Annotated in this window: 19 protein-coding genes; 3 read left to right on the forward strand and 16 right to left on the reverse strand. The window is 31.2% G+C overall.

Annotated features, from left to right (window positions below):
- Positions 1-210: 210 nt before the first annotated feature.
- The 4 genes from ACSUE0_RS08055 to ACSUE0_RS08070 all read right to left on the reverse strand — a co-directional run bounded on the left by ACSUE0_RS08055 (position 211) and on the right by ACSUE0_RS08070 (position 2,196).
- Positions 211-762 carry a GNAT family N-acetyltransferase gene (locus tag ACSUE0_RS08055; protein WP_119614381.1) on the reverse strand — a complete coding sequence of 184 codons (552 nt, stop codon included), beginning with the start codon at positions 760-762 and terminating at the stop codon, positions 211-213.
- A gap of 101 nt (positions 763-863) precedes the next feature.
- A complete protein-coding gene (locus tag ACSUE0_RS08060) occupies positions 864-1,160 on the reverse strand; it encodes a hypothetical protein (RefSeq protein WP_017722579.1) in 297 nt (98 codons plus the stop codon).
- Between the two features lie 315 nt (positions 1,161-1,475).
- Complete coding sequence (locus ACSUE0_RS08065) at positions 1,476-1,688, reverse strand: SA0632 family lipoprotein (protein ID WP_107531662.1); 213 nt, start codon at positions 1,686-1,688, stop codon at positions 1,476-1,478.
- A gap of 40 nt (positions 1,689-1,728) precedes the next feature.
- Positions 1,729-2,196 (reverse strand): N-acetyltransferase family protein, encoded by a 468-nt coding sequence (locus ACSUE0_RS08070; protein WP_436956908.1) that lies wholly within the window; start codon positions 2,194-2,196, stop codon positions 1,729-1,731.
- A gap of 101 nt (positions 2,197-2,297) precedes the next feature.
- Between ACSUE0_RS08070 and ACSUE0_RS08075 the strand changes: the two genes are divergently transcribed.
- A complete protein-coding gene (locus ACSUE0_RS08075) occupies positions 2,298-2,981 on the forward strand; it encodes a DUF1129 family protein (RefSeq protein WP_119614383.1) in 684 nt (227 codons plus the stop codon).
- A 227-nt stretch (positions 2,982-3,208) separates the two neighbouring features.
- Here the strand turns inward: ACSUE0_RS08075 and ACSUE0_RS08080 are convergent, their stop codons facing one another.
- The 5 genes from ACSUE0_RS08080 to ACSUE0_RS08100 form a co-directional block, all read right to left on the reverse strand.
- On the reverse strand, positions 3,209-4,369 hold the full coding sequence (locus ACSUE0_RS08080; protein WP_119614384.1) for an MFS transporter: 1,161 nt from the start codon (positions 4,367-4,369) through the stop codon (positions 3,209-3,211).
- Positions 4,370-4,628: 259 nt separating this feature from the next.
- The gene (locus tag ACSUE0_RS08085; protein WP_017722584.1) at positions 4,629-5,117 is read right to left on the reverse strand and encodes a DUF456 domain-containing protein; all 489 of its coding nucleotides are present in this window, start codon (positions 5,115-5,117) and stop codon (positions 4,629-4,631) included.
- A 2-nt stretch (positions 5,118-5,119) separates the two neighbouring features.
- The gene (locus ACSUE0_RS08090; RefSeq protein WP_119614385.1) at positions 5,120-6,331 is read right to left on the reverse strand and encodes a sugar efflux transporter; all 1,212 of its coding nucleotides are present in this window, start codon (positions 6,329-6,331) and stop codon (positions 5,120-5,122) included.
- Positions 6,332-6,429: 98 nt separating this feature from the next.
- Positions 6,430-7,284: a LysR family transcriptional regulator gene (locus tag ACSUE0_RS08095; RefSeq protein WP_017722586.1), complete on the reverse strand. Its 855-nt coding sequence runs from the start codon at positions 7,282-7,284 to the stop codon at positions 6,430-6,432.
- 225 nt (positions 7,285-7,509) lie between these two features.
- Positions 7,510-8,181, reverse strand: a complete 672-nt coding sequence (locus tag ACSUE0_RS08100; protein ID WP_182475165.1) for a DUF402 domain-containing protein — start codon at positions 8,179-8,181, stop codon at positions 7,510-7,512.
- Between the two features lie 210 nt (positions 8,182-8,391).
- Here ACSUE0_RS08100 and ACSUE0_RS08105 point away from each other — a divergent pair, with 210 nt between their 5' ends.
- On the forward strand, positions 8,392-9,504 hold the full coding sequence (locus ACSUE0_RS08105) for a 5-methyltetrahydropteroyltriglutamate--homocysteine S-methyltransferase (RefSeq protein ID WP_119614386.1): 1,113 nt from the start codon (positions 8,392-8,394) through the stop codon (positions 9,502-9,504).
- Between the two features lie 84 nt (positions 9,505-9,588).
- Here ACSUE0_RS08105 and ACSUE0_RS08110 read toward each other — a convergent pair whose 3' ends face one another.
- The 5 genes from ACSUE0_RS08110 to ACSUE0_RS08130 all read right to left on the reverse strand — a co-directional run bounded on the left by ACSUE0_RS08110 (position 9,589) and on the right by ACSUE0_RS08130 (position 14,683).
- Complete coding sequence (locus tag ACSUE0_RS08110) at positions 9,589-10,095, reverse strand: cupin domain-containing protein (RefSeq protein ID WP_436956912.1); 507 nt, start codon at positions 10,093-10,095, stop codon at positions 9,589-9,591.
- A 1-nt stretch (position 10,096) separates the two neighbouring features.
- The gene (locus ACSUE0_RS08115; protein ID WP_119614388.1) at positions 10,097-10,813 is read right to left on the reverse strand and encodes a YebC/PmpR family DNA-binding transcriptional regulator; all 717 of its coding nucleotides are present in this window, start codon (positions 10,811-10,813) and stop codon (positions 10,097-10,099) included.
- A gap of 211 nt (positions 10,814-11,024) precedes the next feature.
- Positions 11,025-11,381, reverse strand: a complete 357-nt coding sequence (locus tag ACSUE0_RS08120) for a transcriptional regulator, SarA/Rot family (RefSeq protein WP_119614389.1) — start codon at positions 11,379-11,381, stop codon at positions 11,025-11,027.
- A gap of 376 nt (positions 11,382-11,757) precedes the next feature.
- Positions 11,758-13,698 (reverse strand): helix-turn-helix domain-containing protein, encoded by a 1,941-nt coding sequence (locus tag ACSUE0_RS08125; protein WP_436956915.1) that lies wholly within the window; start codon positions 13,696-13,698, stop codon positions 11,758-11,760.
- Positions 13,699-14,017: 319 nt separating this feature from the next.
- Positions 14,018-14,683 (reverse strand): Bax inhibitor-1/YccA family protein, encoded by a 666-nt coding sequence (locus ACSUE0_RS08130; RefSeq protein ID WP_119614994.1) that lies wholly within the window; start codon positions 14,681-14,683, stop codon positions 14,018-14,020.
- Between the two features lie 463 nt (positions 14,684-15,146).
- On the opposite strand from ACSUE0_RS08130, the gene ACSUE0_RS08135 reads away from it, so the two are divergent.
- Positions 15,147-15,953, forward strand: a complete 807-nt coding sequence (locus tag ACSUE0_RS08135) for a LysM peptidoglycan-binding domain-containing protein (RefSeq protein ID WP_017722594.1) — start codon at positions 15,147-15,149, stop codon at positions 15,951-15,953.
- A 464-nt stretch (positions 15,954-16,417) separates the two neighbouring features.
- Here the strand turns inward: ACSUE0_RS08135 and ACSUE0_RS08140 are convergent, their stop codons facing one another.
- Both ACSUE0_RS08140 and ACSUE0_RS08145 read right to left on the reverse strand, forming a co-directional pair.
- Complete coding sequence (locus ACSUE0_RS08140) at positions 16,418-17,425, reverse strand: inorganic phosphate transporter (protein WP_119614995.1); 1,008 nt, start codon at positions 17,423-17,425, stop codon at positions 16,418-16,420.
- A gap of 13 nt (positions 17,426-17,438) precedes the next feature.
- Positions 17,439-18,056, reverse strand: coding sequence for a DUF47 domain-containing protein (locus ACSUE0_RS08145; protein WP_017722596.1), 618 nt, complete (start codon positions 18,054-18,056; stop codon positions 17,439-17,441).
- Positions 18,057-18,383: the final 327 nt, after the last annotated feature.

Raw genomic sequence — 18,383 nt, forward strand, 5'->3', positions numbered from 1 at the left:
TCTAACTTATTTAAAAAGATTTCGTCTTCCCACTTCAGCAAAAACGACTAAGGTTGATAAGGATAATAAATTTATCTTCGCGAAACTCATCTATAATTCCCACTAACTCAATAAATTGTTAAAGGCTGAGACAATTAAATTTGTCTCAGCCTTTAGCTAAATCCCTATGCATTTGTAGGAATTACAATGTGCACTATCAAAAAACGCTTCTCAGACGTTTTTTGATAAATCTTTATGATATCTAACATGTCTTTTAAGTGGATGATATTTACTAAGATTAGGATACTCAAAATAATCGTATAATTTCATGCCGATTTTTTCCATTACTTTTCTAGAAGCTGCATTATTCTCTGAAGTAAAGGCATAAATATCTTCTAAACCTTGAGCTTTGGCATATTTCAATACAGCTTCCGCACCTTCTGTAGCAAAACCATTCCCCCATACTTCAGGGATTAAACGCCATCCTATTTCATAAAATGGCAACTCTTCAAATGTATATTTACTTTCTTTAGGCACATAATTCAATCCAATAAAACCTAACCAACCATTCGTCTCTTTCAATTCAACAGCGAATAGGCCAATATTATATTTTGATATAACTTCATCCATTTTATTCATATCGTGTTCTGAACGTCGATAACTTAATAAACTAGGAAAATATCTACGAACTTGTTGATTTGCGTTCATTTGTTGAAATGGTAGCAAGTCTTCCTCTCGCCAGTCACGTAACCTTAAACGTTCAGTTTCAATATAAACTGTCATATGTTACACCTCTATACTGAAAAATAAATTTCTATAAAAAAGTAACGCGTTACGAAACAATTCATATCGCGCTACCTACATATTCTATCAATAATTAACATTTAAGCTCTTGAAATATAACTAATCAACTCTACATTTACTGCAACTTCTTTCAAACGGCCGCGTTCACTTTTTGGTGCAGTGAATGTTGCATCAATAAAATCATTTTTATGATTTAATCTGTAAGTAGCTACAAAAGTATCTGTATCAGATTCAAAGTTTGGTAAGTGTGCAATCACACGTTTAATTTCACCTGTAGAGTCTTTTATTTCTCTACCTGTAATATTTTCTATTTCTCTACCTAATTCTGGTAAAGTAATAGTTCTGCCTTCTAATAAATTGAAATCCTGTTCGTGCATATTCATTACCTCTTTTCTATGTAAGGAAATTATCAAAATATAACTTACTCCAAACCAGTCGTTAACTCAAGCTTGAATGATTAATTAATAACTCCCTTGTATTTCAACTTCATTGCATTTTTATACGTATTTACTAATCCACATTATGTTTAATGATACCCATTATAACAATTAGTAAAACCATATTACAATGATTTCCTAGGAAATATTACAACGTATTTTTAAAAAAAATAATTAAATCTAATTTCTGTATATTATACAGATATATTTTTTAATTCTCCGTATTTCATTCGACTATCCAATAATCTATGTGCTTTAGGTCTCTGAGTTTATATCTTTTTCTAAACTTTCAGATTTATCCTTCAACTTATCATGTTCTTTTTCTAATTTATCTTTTTGCTTTTTCAAATCTTTTTGTTGTTTTTCTAATTTATCAACATCTTTTTCCAATGATGCTTTTTCATCATCTTTACCACAAGCTGTTAATGTAACTGTCGCTGCTAATATAAGTGCCAAACACCTTTTCATGTAAGAGCTCCTTTTTCATTATAATATATTAATTTTATCATTAATTATTAACATCTTCATTAATTACTGATAGTTTTTTGGACATAATTACTTTCTCTACCTGATAACCCATATTTAAATTCATTTCAATCATTTGTTTGTTGTTATATGCAACGGTACTTTCTATTTTTTGAGCACCTTTACTAATCCCCCACGCTTCAATGGATGATTTCAATTTGCCACCTACACCTTGATGTCTATATTCAGGACGGACATAGAGCATTTCAATCACAACTTTACATCCAATTGTCTCAATTCTCCCCCATACAAATCCTAGTAAGACACCATCCAGTGTTTCAATTAAAATTCGACCCGCTTCTAATTTCAAGCTTCGCTCAATTATTTCTATACGCAAAGCAACTGACAAATTAGTTTTTTTGTAATCATGATACTGTTGTTCAAGTTGTTGTTCATGTATGTTTGCAATTTCTTCTATAAATTGATTTTGCGATAGTGAAAGTTGTTTCATAATTCCTCCTTTTAAAAAGTTAAGTTGATTTATGTGGTGATATTCGTCATAATAAGCCATATCTTATTCTTACATTCTATAAAAAAGGTAGCGGAATTCAAATGAAATCTACTGAAAGATTAATGCGTGAAAATAATGTAAAATCACTACGATTAAACAATACTGATAGAGAAACATTCGAAAACTATATGACATATGTACGTGCCGATCTAAGTGTGAATCCCCATGATTCCGAAAAGATGTTAAATCGTATATTAACTCAATTATTACAAGCCGAAAAAGAAGGCACGCTCGCTATGGATTTCTTTGATCATGACCCTAAATCACACGCAAAAAAAGAAATTAAAAAATTGCCGAATGAGACACTCTTCAACATATTCAAATATATTTATCAACATATTTTCCTTTTCTTTGGTATTTTTTGTTTCCTAAAGGGGTTTATTGGCTTTTTTATCGGCGCCAAACGACTATATATATACACGTTTCCGATAATGTTACTCGTCGGTATTAGTATTATTTTCATTTTTATATGGATGATTTTTAAAACTGTACAAATGCAATGTTTTACCAAATCACATTGGACTTGGATTATGACATATATCAGTATTATATTGTTGTTATGTGCGATATTTTATGTATTTTTTGTGCCCCAAGCAGCGCTCGCTGTAGGTCCTTACATTTTCATAAGTAATTGGACATTTATTATTATTTCTTTCATAATTATTCCAATTTCATTGTATATCGACCATCACTATATTAATAAAGATGCAAATACTTCGATATGATTTAGTGAGAACATGATTTTAATATTTAAAAACAAAGCAAGAGCCTGAGACATAACTCTATATGTCTCAGGCTCTTATTTTATATAGCTTAGTATCTGGCTGAATTAAAAATATTTCTACTTATGATTTCTTAACTCTATTACCTTTTCTGAACAAGTGTAATACAGGTGTATATGGAAAATTGAAACTTTATATATTCCAGTTTTATTAATCATGGCAGCACTACTTTAAGTTGTCATGCCTTCTTTTTTCTCAACTGCAACACTGATAAATAAGAATATTAAACCTATCGCTGTTAAAATAGGTGCGATAAGACTTAGGGACGCTACTGGTAAATGTGTAACGACTAAACCACCTATGAAGGCGCCTAAAGCATTCCCTAGATTAAATGCTGATTGATTCAATGTACTAGCAAGCGTTGGCGCATCTTTTGAAATTAAAGTACTTTTGAACTGTAGTGATGGGCTCATACTAAATCCTATTAGACCAAAGAAGAATATACCTGCGACCATTAAGAATCCGTTCATTTGGATAAAGTATAACAGTACGAAATATATAATAAATACTATAAATATCATCTGTAAAGCTCTATTTAAATTCCAATCTGCAAGTTTACCACCTACGACATTACCTAATGTAACACCTATACCAAATATAATTAGTAGGTATGAAATAAGATGTTCTTGAACATTAGATACATCAGTTAAGACTGTAGAGATATATGTGAAATAAGCAAATACACTACTAAAACCAAATAGTGTTACTGCTAATGTTAACCATAAACGCTTCTCTTTCAAAATTTTCAATTCATTTAATACTGAAGATTTAACTGTTTCACGTTGCATTGGCACAAAAATAATGATTCCTACTAAAGCTATCGCACCAATAACAGAAATAACAATAAATGTCATTGGCCAACCGAAATTCTGACCAACCAATGTACCGAATGGCACACCTAAGATGTTACTTAAACTGAGTCCCATAAACATTAAAGCCATGGCACTTGCTCTTTTCTCTGGTCTAACCATATTTGCAGCTAGTATAGAACCTATACCAAAGAATGAACCGTGTGCTAATGATGTAATAATACGGCTTGTCATCATAAATCCATAACTCGTACTAAATGAAGCAGCAAAATTACCTAAAATAAAGATGGCCATTAACACTAATAATAGATACTTTCTATTCCATTTTATTGTTAACATAACTATGATTGGTCCACCGATGGCGACACCTAATGCATAACCAGTAATTAGCTGTCCAGCTTGACTCACAGTTACATCAAAGTCCCTTGCAATATTTGGCAAAAGTCCCATAATTACAAATTCTGTCATACCGATTGCAAATGCACCGATAGCCAGCATCCATATAGCTATTGGATATTTCATTTCGACTCCCCTCCTATTCCGTTTTTTAAACATGTTTGTGATTATACTAAAATAAAGTTACTGAAAACAAGGCAATTGCTTAATTTTTTATTAATTTATTATATTAATGCGCTTTCATTAAAATTATGTGTGTATTTAATAGTTCTAATTTAATTTTTGAGTGATAATTTTTCACAAAAAAAGAGCTAACAGTACTCTTAGAATTAAATGAATTGCTCACTTTATTCTCAAGATGAAACTATTAGCTCAAAATATGATTTTAATTAATTAGTAATGCGTCTACAAAAAACCATACTACCATAATGATCATGATAATAGCTTGTGCAATAGTACTTGCTAAGAATGCTACCACCGAACCAAAACTTGCTTTTAAAGCTTTTGAAAAATTTGGCTCTTGAATCATTTCTACAATTAATACCGCAGCAAATGGAACAATAATAATGCCGAAAGGCGGAAATACAAAGCACCCTACAATAACACCAACAAGTGCTGCGTATTCACTTTTTTTTGAACCACCAAATTTATTAACAAAGTATTGATTCATTATAAAATCTGCAACGATTATAAATAGTGTAAGCAAAATCATAGATACATAGAACACCCATGACAAATTACCATTGTGAAAACCGAATTGATAAATTAGAAAACCGACCCATAAGACAAGTACAGATGGAATAACCGGCTTAATTAAACCTATAAACGCTAAGACAAATGCCACTATAATACATAACCATAAAATAATTGTCATTATTAACTACTCATACTTTCTTCTGTAAATTTTTGATCTTTAGTAAAGAAAATGAGAATCATGCCTATAAATATAGACCCTGCAGAAACATAGAAGACATTTCCTAAACCAACCCATTGACTCATTATACCACCTAACAAGTTACCACATAATTGTCCAATAACCATCGCATTAGCAAATAATGTTGAGGCATAGCCCGGAAAGTCTGGCAATATATCTTGAAAGTAACTGATTCCTAAACCAAGTAGTATTGCTAAAAATATCGCTAAAAATACTTGGCCTACAAACATCATAGCTAAACTTTCGAACACGCCGATACTAAAGTAAAATAATCCTCCGAAGAGACCACCTAACATAAGTAATGTACGTGTTGTCATTTTTGCTGATAATATGCCTAAAATAACCATAAAGGGCACTTCCAATCCAGCACATAAACTTGCTAATCCACCAACAAAACCTTCTGGTTCATTAAGATATTTCGTCACAAATAGCGGCATATTCAATGTATACATCCATTGGCCTATATGCAGTAAAATAAACGCTAAAAACGGAACAAATAGTGATTTATCCCTTAACATATTGGGAGCTGTTGTCTCAACATGATTTACATCAGAAACAGTATGTTCTGTCTTTATATCTTTAAAGAAAAATACTTGCAATAGTAAGGTGAAGATAATGATTGTAATCGTACCACCAAACAAGCCGGAATAACCATTAGCACTTAGTAGTAAGGCCCCGATTAAAGGACCGAATAAAAAGCCAAATGAAAACATAGACCGCAAAACTGCATTGGCAAATTTAGCTTTATTTCTTGATGCAGAAGCATTAATTGATTCACGTGCTGATGCATACATTTGAGGCATCGCTGGCGCAAAACACCCTTGGAAAATAGCGTACATTGCTATAAAAATCCATATTTCATGTATATAGAAATAAATTGAAAAACTAACTGCCCCCATAAATAAGGCTGCAATTATTATTAATTTTCTATTAATATTATGAGTATCAGAAAAGCGCGCAACTATCGTATTCATTATAAATTGACTAATTGCAGCTAAGGCTAACAATAATCCATATTGCGTGGAAGTCATACCTAAATCATTTGTGGCAAACAACACTAAATAAGGTACTGTAATTGCTATCCCCATACCTAATAGCATCATATTCACTACAAATAATTTGTAGTTTTTAATATGTAATAAGGCACTAAACATGTAGACAACCTCTATTCTCTTAATAATATATTTCTTCGTCAGTGCAATAACTTTAATATTATAAAATAAAACCTTAAATAAAATCTATAGCTGTTTTATTACTCAACATATTCCATCATTAGATTTATAAATGACTCTACCTGGGGCAATTGTGTCATACTTGAATCGTAGCTTAAAAACGTAGAACGTATGAGCGATTTATTATCGATATCCACACGTTTAAATTCGAACAATTCGCGATCTAAATGTTTCATCATAATTTCTGGTAATATCGTTACTCCAACACCATTTAATAACATTTCTTTACAAGTTGCCACTTGATCTACTGTAATCATTGCGTGGTAATCTTGCCCAATTTGACTTCCATACCATTCCTTTATTTGATTAATATAAATTGGGTCTGCTTGGAATTCGATAAAAGGCATTGTTTCTAGTTCATCATTCCTATTTTTAGGATAAATAAAGTAATGCTCGTCATTAAAAAGATGTGTATTACTTAAATTCATAATCTTATTACCACGAATAATCATGACATGATAATCTCTATGGTTTGCCTTAATTTGTTCGCTTGAGCCAACTTGAACTTGAATTTCTACATTAGGAAATTGTCTCGTGTACAAATTCAACACTTCAGGTAACAAGGTTTGGCCAATTAGAGATGAACAACCGATTGATATTGTTCCATTGACTTCACCAATATGCGCTTGCATTTTATCTAAAAACAAACGCTCTCTATTCAGCATTTCTCTAGCATGTTCAATTATCATCGTACCTTCAGTCGTCGTAATCAATTGTTTCTTAGTTCGGATAAAAACGTTGACGCCAAAAGCATTTTCAATCGCTTTAAGTCTTTGCGTAACTGCAGGTTGTGAAATATAAAGAATTTCGGCTGCTTTTCTCAGTGTTTTTGTTTCATCCAAAGTAGTTAACAAGCGATAATCGTCAATCTTCATAATTATCCCCCTATTTTTATAAGCCCCTGTTAATTATCGTATAATAACTCTCATTTTTATTTGTGTAGACTACATGTAATTCTAAGTTTTCCATTATACATGTAATATTCACTATAACACGTTTATTTATATACTTATATGCCTTTTCAATACATGATTTTTTGTAGTTTGCATCGTTTGCAATTCGTGTAAAACTATACTTCAATTACATTACATATATTAGCTCTATTCATGATGTGAAGTCTTTTGTTGTCTTTGTTTATGCGTAGATGTATGTTTATGTTTATCCTGTGTGTGTTGTTTGGGTTTATGAGTATTATGTTTGTTCACTTTCGGCTTATGTTTACTATGTTTCTGCCCTTTTGCTTTCTGTTTAATTTTATGATAACAATACATAATTTTGTCTTGCATAGTTGGAAAATCGGCATCAATTTTTATCATGAGCTGATGCGCAATTACATATGCTTCATGATATTGTTTTTTAGTAATTTGTCCTGTATCCAATGCACGATGTAAATCATCTTCATCAACAAGTTCATAAGACCCATTTGGCAATACGAGCACATCTAAACATAAATCAATCGTACGTGCATTCCCTTTCTGTGTAACATTCTTTAAATTGATATCAAAATAATATTCTAATGGGTTGCCCTTGTCATCTAACATCACTGTAATACTATAACGTTTTTTCTCAGGTAAGATTTGTAACCACTGATAGTTGTCATCAGCAACAATAATGTTTTGTCCAACAACTGATACTTCTAATGGCTCTCGAACTTTTTTCATAGTGACTAAACCAATAATACCTTTAAACTTATTATTGTTCACTTTGACCTCTGTGTATTCTCTATCAATGATGCGACGCCAGTGACGCTTATCAATATATTTTACTTTCACTGTCACCAACTCCTTGTCATTATTATATAAAACTGTTTCTCCCATGTCATCTCATGAATTATATTGATGTCTTTTATTTTTAACTTTAAAATTTGATTAGTATTATTGTACTATATTTCATAGTGTAAAAGCGAAATTGACAATTTCACAGAAGTCTGTTAAATTTTATCTATATTTTTCAGAAAATTCCATAAATAAAGGAGCCTAACCATGACAGTTATCCATAGACCATTTAGAGCAGATCATGTCGGTAGTTTATTACGACCAGATCGCTTAAAAGCAGCACGACAAGACTATAAAAATAATGTAATAGGTTCACAAACATTGAAAGCTATTGAAGATGAAGAGATTGAACATATCATCGAAAAACAATTAGAAGTAGGGTTACATAGTATTACAGATGGAGAATTTCGTAGAAGTTGGTGGCATTTCGACTTCTTAGAAAACTTAGAAGGTGTCCAAGGCTATACATCTGAACACGGTTTGGAATTCGAAGGTGTTGAAACTAGAAATCATAATGTGAAGATTGTAGACAAGGTTGCATTTAACCCTAACCATCCCCATTTTGAACATTTCCAATTCTTACATGAAAAAGTAAACGGCCGCGGGACATCAAAAGTCTCTATTCCTAGCCCTAACCAATTGTTCCATCCAAACATTTTGAATGAAACAATATATCCAGATATTGAAGCATATTCACATGATGTTGCCAAAGCATATCATGACAGCCTATTAAAATTTTATGAACTGGGTGCGCGTTATATTCAATTAGATGACGTTTATTGGGCAAACCTAACATCAGGAACTCAAAAAACACGTGGTCGTGATCGCACCGAAGATGAAAAAGAAGCAGCACGTCAACTCGCATTCCGTGTCGTCAACGAAGCAGTACAAGGATTACCAGAAGATTTACTCGTTACAACACACATTTGTCGAGGTAACTACCAGTCTACTTGGGCAATTTCAGGTGGTTACGAACCAGTAGCTCCTTATTTATTCCAGGAAAATTTAGGCGGATTTTTCTTAGAATATGACGATGATCGCTCTGGAGACTTTGAACCTTTACGCTATTTCCCAAATGATAAATCAGCAGCAGTACTAGGTTTATTCACTTCAAAAACTGGTGAACTTGAGGATAAAAATACTATACTTAAGCGTATTGAAGAAGCTCAGCAATATGTGAAATTAGATCAAATTTGTTTGAGTCCTCAATGTGGATTTGCCTCTACAGAAGAAGGTAATAAACTTACGGAAGATGCACAATGGCAAAAACTTGCTTATGTAGTAGAAATTGCAAAAGAAGTATTTGGCACTGCAAAATAACATAAAGTGAAAAAAGTATTAAGAATTCGAGAGCCCGAGACATTACTTTATGTCTCGGGCTCTCGAATCTCTTTTTTATAGAATTTAAAATTTGTTTTGTTCAATGGCTTCGGAAGATAATGCATAACGCATATTGATATCTTCTAAGTTAGGATATTGTTCGTTTAACCAACTTTGGCTCAATAATTCAAAATGTTCAAACTCAAATGCAGGTTGACACATGCATCCAACAAGTGCGTAATCATTTTGCCCTTCAACTGATGATGCGAATATGGTTCCTTTTGGTACTACATACTGTAATACGTCACCCGCTTCTATATTCTTCCCTAAAGATACTTGTTCATATCTACCATCAGGGTGAATCATATGAATCGTAAGTGAGTCACCATCATGATAATACCAAATTTCATCTGCATCTATATGATGGAAATGTGAAATATTGTCATGCGTTAATAAGAAATAAATACTAGAATACTGCGCTCTTTGCTTTGTATCATCTGTAGTACCTTTAATTACTTCTTTATAATAACCACCTTCTGGGTGCGGTTGCAGTTGTAATTGTGAAATCCATGATTGTATGTGTTGATTCATGTTATTTCAAATCCACATTATGAAATACGTTTTGCACATCTTCTAAATCTTCTAATACTTCAACAAGTGTTTCGAATTGTTCTTGATCTTCTTTTGATAATTCAATATCAGATTGAGGTAACATTTCAAATTCCGCAACTTTAAAAGTATCAATACCTATTTCTCTTAATGCATCTTGTACTTGAGCAAATTGGTCTGGTTCAGCATATACAATAGTTAATCCATTTTCATCAATCACATCTCTAACGTCCACATCTTTTTCCATTAATTCTTCTAATGTATCGTCTACTGATTTACCTTCAAAACCAAATACAGCTGTATATTCAAACATATAAGCGACTGATCCTGATACACCCATATTGCCTCCATTTTTACCGAAAGCTGCACGTACATCTGAAGCAGTTCTATTTACATTGTCTGTCAAAGCATCAACAATAATCATTGAACCATTTGGACCAAAACCTTCATATCTTAATTCATCATAATTTTCTTCACCAGATCCCTTAGCTTTTTCAATTGCTTTCTCAATAATGTGGTTCGGAACTGAATAAGTTTTGGCACGTTCTAATGTTAAACGTAAAGCTTGGTTGGCATGTGGGTCAGGTTCACCTGATTTAGCTGCTACATAAATCTCTTTACCAAACTTCGCATAAATTTTACTTGTATTTTTATCTTTTTGGGCCTTTTTTTCTTTAATATTATTCCACTTACGTCCCATGATTTCATCTCGCTTTCTCGATTACTACATCTATTAATATGATATATTATACAATATTTTTGCTTTAGAATATAGATTTACGCACATCAGTTGAACTCAAGTCCTTTTAAACTATAAAAACTACAGATACTTAGCATATAAAGTAAATATCTGTAGCTTTTTATTTTAGTATTCTATTTAGACTATTAAAGCCGTTAAAGTATACTATTGTTTACTTTACATATCCTTCAATATCATCTAATAAAATTTTATAGTTTTGCGCATTGTCATTATCCATAAATAAGTATACTTTACGTTCATCTTCAGTTGAACGTATTTTGCTTACTCTATCTTGATCAATCAATCTGCGAATCGATGCAAGCACCTTAGTCCTACTTAACTCAAGTTCAGTAGTTGCAATTTTTAGAAATGGCTGCATTAACATGTTATTTTCACTACAATTTTGTTCTATCAATTCTAAAATTGCAACGTCATTCATAGTCAATTTGTAGTTTGATTCAATGTAGTGCATTAAACTTTTGTATTTTTTGTAAATATTTAAAAATTGCTCTTTTTTGTCTTTATTCACTGTTGTTACACCTCCAAATGCTAGTAAGTAAGCAATACAATACAATTATCCATAAATTACAAGTCTATGTCCTTATTATTTATAATTATAGATTTGTCAAAATTACGAATAACGATAAATTATATTTTGCCACGTATATTTTTAAAAGAGGTGAAATATAATAATGTTTTACTTTTTGTAAATATCAATAATATGAACAGTATTATAATTTAAATCAATAGTCAAATTCTCTTCTTCAAAATGATGTTGCATAACGCTAAAATGCGGTTTATTATACTCATCGATTTTGCTAATTAATTCATCTGACCACGTATATTCAATTCTTAAAGCTGGCGCAATAATACCATTTATATTTCCAAACGTACTATTTATTTTTTCATAAAAAATAAATAGTACGTTTCAAAGCCTTATCTTTAAAATTTAAATGTATTTGTATATTTTGCGATTCACTCTCTGCAGTTTCACTTTCCCCTATACGCCAATCATTTACAAAAATTGAAATTTTCTCTGGTTGATTTACTATCGTATAATATTCAAAATCTTTCACTTCATATCTCATTTTCTCCATTATTCTTTCATACATATTACCTAAAACAGAGCGAAATCCTTTTTGATCATATAAATATAATGCATTTTTCTCACCTTGTTGCTGGAATAAATCTATCCCAACGCCTGTAAAATATTCACGCATCTGTTTAAACATCCCCATCAGTAACGGTGGACTTTCGATAATTTCCATATTGTCATCATTTAATAAGTAATTATTATGCACATTCAAAAGGAAGTATGCTCTTTCTTCCAATTCCATATCATTCATAATCTTTTTAATATTACTAAACTTAAACACTTGTTTTATAAGCAAGTCTTCATGATCTTCGCTCAAATAAGGAGAAGTTAATTTATGATTATCTATAAAGAAATAATCAAATCCTATACGTTTCATCTGCTTCTCCATCAATTTAAAACATTCAGGGTTATTGAATAAATGTGTAATATCAATTCCAAATTTCACATGTTCTCTATACTGCTGAATTTTAATAATATTACGATAAATTTCTTTGATAGTCATACTCTCAACATTAAAGATGTAACTCACTGAATGCATATGTTTTTCTGACAATTCTGGATGTGCCTGTAAATAAGCTTGATATTGACTGTATATTTGTTCGATATATATATTAACATCGTCATTACTAGTAATTTGAAACGCAAGGTTCACATTTGCGTGATAAACAAAATTAATCAAGCCATAAGATTTATCCATAAATGTTTCCCGTAACTTTCTCGGATCTATCATGCAATAAACAATTACTTTTTGTGTACCTTCAAATAGATAACTCATACTTTTATTCGCAAATAAATTATGAAACTCTTCTATACTATGAATTTGAATTACCATAGTATCGTTAGTAGACTCTTTAATATGCTGTAGATCAATACATATATAATTATTCTGAACATTAAGTTTGTTAAGTCGTTCAGCTATTATATTCTGAATTTCAGCGATTGCACTCGTATTATAATCCTCTGATGTAAAAGGAAATGATTTATCCAATTTTGAAAGTAGACGATAGTCCTTAGGTGAATAGCCAAAATAATGTTTAAACTTTTTACTATAGATAGCAGAATTGCTAAATCCATAGTAGTCGGATACCTCGCTTATTGTAGATTTCCCTATTAGCAAGCTGGATATCGATGTTGAAAGTTTTAAAGTATCTATATACGTTTTAAAGCTCATCCCCAACGTATTATAAAATTGCGTCGATATATTTGATTGAGAAATAAAAAGTTTATTAGCCATTTCTTTTAACGTTAATTTTTCTTCTAAATGGTTGTTAACATAATCCAGTATTTCTCCTGTAATACCATAAAATGAATAGTCTGTTTGTTGTTTCAAATATTTTATGTCGACTTTTGCTTCAGAAGCAATAATATCGACAATATTATTCATGTAGGACTCAAACAATGGTTCAGTCAACGTTTGATTTAATTGATACTGAGTTAAGCTAAGTATAGATTGGAATAATGCATTGGAAGATTGGATTAAGTTAGATGTATATTGATAAGCAAAAAAGTCATAGCCACGCTCATAAAACCAATCACTTGCAATGTACAACTTAATCGCTTGTTCATTCCTTTTAATTGTAAAAATTTCAGAGTTATTGATTATAAACAAGTCATTTTCAACTTCTATATCTGTTATAAAATGTTGTATCTCTGTGATTCCTTTTAAAGGGAATATTAGTAATAAGCCGTCAGCTACACGTTTCGTAGGATAATTATCCTTAGAAATAATATTTAAGCACTGCGCTTTCATAATTTAACCTCTTTCAAATATTGTCATACGCTATGCATTAAAATGTCACTCTATCATAAAAGCTAAAGTTGGTACTTTATATCTTAATTATTTAAATAAGTATTTTTTGTCTTTAGATAATTTTGTATAAAACAGATAATTTTGTCAACTTTTTTCATTAATTAAACTCAATTTTAAAAATGTTACATTGTATTTTTTAAAATTTAAAAAGACTGTTTCATCAAAAAATGACATCAGATAAAAAATCACCTTCAAAAAACCTCTCATTTCACAAGGTCTTTTTGAAGGTGTCTTCATCAAATTGATTATTAAAATTTTATTATTTTCTAAACTTAGTTGCAAGTCTTAATACATACTTGATGATATGCAACAGATTCACAAATAAATTAAAGCCCATTTCTCTTGGAGAAAATTGTCCACGCTTCATACGGTTGAAATCGTACAAAGTATAGAGTAAAAATAGTAATAAGCCTACTACAGTTATAATCGTATGAAAAATTGGATTTTGTATAAACATACCGATTAAACTTGCTACAATAAGCGCAACTAAAGTAACAAATAAATATTTTCCCATACTAGCCGCATTACCAATTAAGAAATAGCCTATAATACCAAAAACAATAAACGCTGAAATTGCTAAAATGATATTTTTGAAAAATACCTCTGGTCCTAAATTCTGTAAATATGCAGTGAACGTTGCATAAGATAATAAACCTACAACAATCGCGTAAATGTGGGAAATTACTAAACCATATTTACGTGCCCGATTAAAGATAACCGTAATGAGTACTAAGGCAAGAAGTACGAATGAAAGTGGTTTTCTCCATTCCATAGGTAAGAACTGCCCAAAATAGCAACCAATACCAAAAATAATCCAGTAGTACATAAAGAATAGCCATACTTTACTATATGCATGTGACTGTGATTTAGATTGTTTTTTAGATTGGTTTTGTTGCTTATTTACATGTTGTGTTGATTCAGCCAATTTACTCACTCCTTCTCATTATAGAACTATTTATAAAAATAATATGCGTTTAATCATAACATTTATGGGATATATGTATAGCATGTAAATTTTCACAATGTCCTACGATTGCAATTATTAATACTTTAAATGTTCACTGTTTCATTGATTAGTAAACATGATGAATGTATTTTCTAACAATTTTAATGTTAAAATCACTATTTTGTTAATAGTTAATGTTACATTTTAAATAAAGTTAATTACAAGTGAAATGTAACACATGCTTATAAACGTCTATACAAAGGCATTTATCGAACAATTCTCAGTGAAACACTAAATATTAATAATATTACAACTTTATAACAACGTACACAAAGCAAATGATTTTTGTTAGTATGAAACGTGAATTGAGATTAAAAAAACTAACGACATGTATTTATTTCAATAATCACTGTTAGACATAGGCATTGAAGGAGGAGTTTTTTTGAAAAAGTTAGCATTTGCAGTAACAGCTGCTTCAGGTGCAGCAGCATTCATAGCAAATCATGAAGCTGATGCATCAACACAGCATACAGTAAAATCTGGTGAGTCACTATGGTCAATTTCACAGCAATATGGTGTTTCAATTGATGAAATTAAACAAAATAATAACATTAATAATAACATTGTATTCCCAGGCCAAGTCATTGAAATTGGCGGAAGTGGTTCTCAGGGACAAGAATCATCTTCAAACGCTACTTCAGGTGGATCAACTCACACTGTACAATCAGGTGAGTCTTTAAATATCATTGCAAATAAATATGGCGTTTCAGTTGAAGAAATTGTCTCAGCCAATAATTTAAATGGTTATATCATCTACCCTAATCAAACATTAACAATCCCTGGTGCAACAGGAACTGGTGGTGCGGGCGGAAGCTCAACAGAAACACCAAACACGAATACTGGTGGATCATCAGCAAGTGATGCTAACCTATATGATTGGGGTCAATGTACTTGGCACGTGTTTAATCGTAGAGCAGAAACTGGTCAACCAATTAGTACTTATTGGTGGAACGCAGATCACTGGGCAAACAATGCCGCTGCAGATGGTTATACAGTAAATAATTCACCAAGTGCTGGTTCAATCATGCAAAATTATGAAGGACCTATTGGACACGTTGCTTACGTAGAACAAGTAAATCCAGATGGTAGTATTCTAATTTCAGAAATGAATTACAATACACCTCCAGGTACTGTTGATTATCGTACTATCCCTGCATCACAAGCTTCAAGTTATAATTACATTCACTAATTATAAACTTATTATGCGAATAAACTGATGATAATCTTAAAATAAATCAAATAATAGCCTGAGACATTTATGTCTCAGGCTATTATTGTGTGCTCATGAATTTTAAACATTTATCATTTCCAGATCCCTATATTTGAATCGAAAAAGTGTGAGACAGAAAATTAATTTATCTAATAGCTTTCATTGTCTTCCCTGGCAATGAGAGCTAAGATTGATAAGGTTAAAAGGTTTATCTTAATCAATACTGAAGCGTAAGTTCCATTAACTGAATGTATTTATTACAAAAGCTGGATCTTTTACATAAATAATACTAATTTTTATAAGTGCACACCTGAGTAAAAGCTTATGTATAAGTACTACTAACTCAATAAATTAAGAAATGTACCTTAAAACTACTGCTATAAAATAATTACGGCTGAGACAATCAATTTGTCTCAGCCGCTTTTGGAATGCTTTATCTTAAATTATAAGAAAAAATTAATAATGTAATAAATTAGCGCTGCAACTATTGCAGAAATTGGTAATGTAATAACCCATGTAACAATCATACGTTGTGCTGTATTCCACTTAACGCCTTTAATACGGTTTGAAGACCCCACACCTAAGATAGATGAAGAAACTACGTGTGTTGTAGATAGTGGGAAATGTAGTGATGATGCTACAAATATAGTTAACGCAGATGATAAATCTGCTGCAGCTCCATTAGCTGGTCGTATTTTCATAATATTACCACCAACTGTTTTAATGATTTTCCAACCACCAACAGCAGTACCTAATCCCATCGCAGTAGCACAGGAAACTTTAACCCATAGTTGTGGTTCTACGCTAGAACCCGTTTGAACACCTGCAACAATTAAAGCTAATGTAATAATCCCCATTGATTTTTGAGCGTCATTCGTACCATGTGAAAACGATTGTAAAGACGCTGTGAAAATTTGAAAGAATCTAAAATTACGATTAGTTTTTGTAAGGTTCGCATTTTTAAATACTACTTTTACAATCGAGTACATTATAAAACCTACACAGAATGCAATGACTGGTGATAAAAGCAATACAATTATGATTTTTGTAAAACCTTGATAATGTAATACGGCAAATGAACCTTGTGAAGCAATTGCCGCGCCAGCGATAGAACCTATCAATGCATGAGAAGATGAACTTGGTATACCATAATACCAAGTTAATAAATTCCAGAAAATTGCAGCGATAATAGCTGCTAATACTACAACTAGACCATTTTCTAATTTAAATGGGTCTACGATATCTTTAGTTATTGTTCCTGCAACCCCAGTGAACGTTAAAGCACCGATAAAATTCATGACAGATGCCAAAAGTATAGCCGTTCTAGGAGTTAAGGCACGCGTTGAAACAGCAGTAGCGACAGCATTGGCTGTATCATGGAAACCATTGATAAAGTCAAATATAAGTGAAAAAATAACAATAGCTACTGTGATGATCAAAATATATTCCATAAGTTAGGACTCCTTAGCTATTTTTCATTATTATAGTTTCAAAGTTATTTGCTACGGCTTGGCATTTATCTGCAATTTCTTCTAAACTTTCATATATTTCTTTTATTTTAATTAATGTTATTGGGTCTGTTTCACTATTAAAAATATGTTTAATTGATTGACGTAAAATACCATCACAGTTTGTTTCAAATTCTTTAATATTAATAGAATGAATACGCATGTGTGATAATTTTTTATCTACTAATAAACCAACAGCTAATTTCATTTCTGCTATAGCTTTTTGAATATTATCTACAAATTCAGCCATATATTCATCAGTATATTCAATAGAATACATTTCAAACATGCCTGAAGTTTCTTCAATTGCGTCTAATACGTCATCAATTGCATTACATAAAGAGAGGATATCCTCACGTTCGATTGGTGTAATAAAAGTTTGGTTTAAGTCTGAGATCACTTGATGCATTAATTCGTCACCGTGCGACTCATATGTTTTAATATTATCTGAGTATGCTTTCAAATCTAAGTGTGTATTAAAATCCATTTTCCCAAATTCAATTGCTGCTCTATCTAAATTGAACACCATTTCTTCTAGTTTCACCATGAACTTATCTTTTTTCTTGTTAAACATCCAAAAAATCCTCCATTTACAGCGATTGTCCCCAATCACCTTCAATAAATTTAAAAAATTTAAATACCTATATTTAAGATAAATTAAGATTTACAAGATTTACAATTCACTCATCATTCTGAATCATTTCGCTATTGTTAAAATTGCGTAAATGAGCATTTGCTTCTATTGGTTAAAAAATCTCATAAATGTTGATTTATCCTTATTTGAAAATAGCACAAAATTTACAATCCTACAATTGCATTTACAAATTCTTAATATTACATTTTCGTAAAATTAACAAAATTTTACTACTTTTATTGTTATAAAGCATAGTTGCATATTTAG

The sequence above is a fragment of the Staphylococcus sp. AS1337 genome, assembly GCF_051408735.1.
GTDB lineage: Bacteria > Bacillota > Bacilli > Staphylococcales > Staphylococcaceae > Staphylococcus > Staphylococcus xylosus_B.

What these genes read in the sequence shown, in the direction of transcription:
- ACSUE0_RS08055 (WP_119614381.1), bottom strand. Translation starts at nt 762, where the DNA reads ATGACAGTTTATATTGAAACTGAACGTTTAAGGTTACGTGACTGGCGA.
- ACSUE0_RS08060 (WP_017722579.1), bottom strand. Translation starts at nt 1,160, where the DNA reads ATGCACGAACAGGATTTCAATTTATTAGAAGGCAGAACTATTACTTTA.
- ACSUE0_RS08065 (WP_107531662.1), bottom strand. Translation starts at nt 1,688, where the DNA reads ATGAAAAGGTGTTTGGCACTTATATTAGCAGCGACAGTTACATTAACA.
- ACSUE0_RS08070 (WP_436956908.1), bottom strand. Translation starts at nt 2,196, where the DNA reads ATGAAACAACTTTCACTATCGCAAAATCAATTTATAGAAGAAATTGCA.
- ACSUE0_RS08075 (WP_119614383.1), top strand. Translation starts at nt 2,298, where the DNA reads ATGAAATCTACTGAAAGATTAATGCGTGAAAATAATGTAAAATCACTA.
- ACSUE0_RS08080 (WP_119614384.1), bottom strand. Translation starts at nt 4,369, where the DNA reads ATGAAATATCCAATAGCTATATGGATGCTGGCTATCGGTGCATTTGCA.
- ACSUE0_RS08085 (WP_017722584.1), bottom strand. Translation starts at nt 5,117, where the DNA reads ATGACAATTATTTTATGGTTATGTATTATAGTGGCATTTGTCTTAGCG.
- ACSUE0_RS08090 (WP_119614385.1), bottom strand. Translation starts at nt 6,331, where the DNA reads ATGTTTAGTGCCTTATTACATATTAAAAACTACAAATTATTTGTAGTG.
- ACSUE0_RS08095 (WP_017722586.1), bottom strand. Translation starts at nt 7,284, where the DNA reads ATGAAGATTGACGATTATCGCTTGTTAACTACTTTGGATGAAACAAAA.
- ACSUE0_RS08105 (WP_119614386.1), top strand. Translation starts at nt 8,392, where the DNA reads ATGACAGTTATCCATAGACCATTTAGAGCAGATCATGTCGGTAGTTTA.
- ACSUE0_RS08110 (WP_436956912.1), bottom strand. Translation starts at nt 10,095, where the DNA reads ATGAATCAACACATACAATCATGGATTTCACAATTACAACTGCAACCG.
- ACSUE0_RS08115 (WP_119614388.1), bottom strand. Translation starts at nt 10,813, where the DNA reads ATGGGACGTAAGTGGAATAATATTAAAGAAAAAAAGGCCCAAAAAGAT.
- ACSUE0_RS08125 (WP_436956915.1), bottom strand. Translation starts at nt 13,698, where the DNA reads ATGAAAGCGCAGTGCTTAAATATTATTTCTAAGGATAATTATCCTACG.
- ACSUE0_RS08140 (WP_119614995.1), bottom strand. Translation starts at nt 17,425, where the DNA reads ATGGAATATATTTTGATCATCACAGTAGCTATTGTTATTTTTTCACTT.
- ACSUE0_RS08145 (WP_017722596.1), bottom strand. Translation starts at nt 18,056, where the DNA reads ATGTTTAACAAGAAAAAAGATAAGTTCATGGTGAAACTAGAAGAAATG.